Raw genomic sequence first — 2173 nt, forward strand, 5'->3', positions numbered from 1 at the left:
GTGGGTCCGGTTGCGGGGGACGCTGCAAGTACGTCCATGTAAGCTCGGTCGCCGCATCCATGCGGCTCACGCCCCCGCAACCGGACCCACCCCGCCTTCGACAGGTTTCCGCGATCTGTCGGAATGGCATGGCCTGCTCTTGGTGGGTGTCGACCTTGGTCGACACGTCGATCCACGCGATGCGTGGATGGATTTCTGGGCATATCGACGGATGTGATCTCTGTAGAGCCGGGCCATGCCCGGCTCGCGAGCGAAGCGACCGGCTTCTGCTTTTGATCTTTTGATTCTGTTCCGTGGCTGGCGCCCGCAGGAAACTGTCAGGGGCCGGGCGGGCAGGCTGCGCAGGGGCGTGAGCCGCATGGATGCGGCGACCGAGCTTACATGGGTGAGGGCGCTTTGCTTGCGAAGCACTGCTTCGCAAGCGCCCGAACGCACAGCCGCCAGCGGCTGGGCCGGGCCCCGGAGGGGGACTTGCAGCGACCCCTGCGCAGCCTGCCCGCCCGGCCCAGCCCCAGAACCCGCTTTCGGCGACCAACCACGAGGGGCGCCGCCGTTGGCTGGAACCCATCATTCCACGCGGGAATTGGCGCGCCGGCCCCGCTGGGCCTACCATCGGCGGTCCCCACCCCCACCGCCCCTTCCATGTCCGCTCCCGCTTCCACCGCGCCGCGCCGCTGGTTCGTCGCTGGCGACTTCAACGGCTTCTTCGGCCTGGTCGTCGACAATCTCTCTATCCTCGGCTTCATCGCCATGGCCCTGGTCGGGATGTTCCAGTTCCCCGCCGACGTGGTCTTCGGCCGCATGTTCCCCGGCACTGCCCTGGGCGTGCTGGTCGGCAACCTGCTGTACACCCTGATGGCACGGCGCCTGGCCGCGCGTACCGGGCGCGACGATGTCACCGCCATGCCGCTGGGCCTGGATGCGCCGACCAGCATCGGCATGGCCCTGCTGGTGCTGGGCCCGGCCTTCCTGGCCTTCAAGCAGCAGGGCATGGATCCGCATGCCGCCGCCATCGCCACCTGGCAGCTGGGCATGGCCTCGCTGGTCATCATGGGCGTGCTCAAGCTGATCCTGTCCTTCTTCGGTGAAGCGGTGACCCGCGCGCTGCCGCGTGCCGCGCTGCTGGGCTCCATCGCGGGCATCGCGCTGGTGCTGATGGGTCTGCTGCCGTTGCTGGAAACCCTGCGCTCGCCACTGGTCGGCTTCACCACGCTGGGCCTGCTGCTGTACGTGCTGATCGCCAAGGGCAAGCTGCCGCTGCGTGGCCCCGGCGTGCTGCTGGCGTTCGTGTTCGGCACCGTCCTGTATTACGGGCTTGGCCTGGCCGGCCTGGGTGTACCCGGCTTCCAGATTCCGGCCTGGGTGCCGCCGCAGGTGGTGCTGCCGCTGCCGACGCTGGGCTTCATCGAGGGCCTGCCGACCGCGATGACCTACCTGCCGCTGCTGCTGCCGTTCGGCCTGCTGATGGTGGTCGGTGGCATCAACGTATCCGAGAGCGCGCGCGCGGCCGGCGATGACTACCGCACCCGCGACATCCTGCTGGTGGAAGCGGTGGCCACGCTGGTGGCCGGCGTCTGCGGCGGCGTTGCGCAGACCACGCCGTACATCGGCCAGCCGGCCTACAAGCACATGGGCGCGCGCAGCGGCTACACGCTGCTGACCGGCCTGTTCGTCGGCATCGGCGGCATGCTCGGCATCATCTCCGGGCTGGTGCAGTGGCTGCCGCTGGCGGTGCTGGCGCCGATCATCGTGTACGTGTCGATCGACATCACCACGCAAGCGTTCCAGGCCACGCCGCGCCAGCATGCCGGTGCAATGGTGCTGGGCTTCCTGCCGTCGGCGGCCTACCTGCTGGCGATCAAGGCGCCGGGCTGGATTCCGGCCGAGCAGATGGGGGCATTGCTCACCCACGTCGATGGCCACGGCCTGCCGGAGCTGGCGGTGATTTTCGCGCTGGGCAATGGCTTCATCATCACCTCGATGCTGTGGATCGCCACCGTCGCGGCGATGGTCGATGGCCGCCTGCGCCGCGCCTGCGGCTTCCTGCTGGTGGCGGCGGCGCTCACCCTGTTCGGCCTGATCCATTCGGTGGATCCGCGCGGCGGCATCTACCTGCCGTGGGATCTGCAGGGCCTTGCCCGCGTGATCAGCTGGCAGTTCGCCGGCGCGTATG

At 68.8% G+C, this 2173-nt stretch carries 1 protein-coding gene; it reads left to right on the forward strand.

Annotation, left to right across the window (positions count from 1 at the left end; translation table 11 throughout):
* Window positions 1–642 precede the first annotated feature (642 nt).
* The coding region (locus ACFX4F_RS21390) for a hypothetical protein (RefSeq protein WP_380658382.1) at window positions 643–2173 on the forward strand (1531 nt) is incomplete at its 3' end.

Origin of the sequence: Stenotrophomonas sp. YIM B13575 (genome assembly GCF_042787595.1) — a bacterium.
GTDB classification, from domain to species: domain Bacteria; phylum Pseudomonadota; class Gammaproteobacteria; order Xanthomonadales; family Xanthomonadaceae; genus Stenotrophomonas; species Stenotrophomonas lactitubi_B.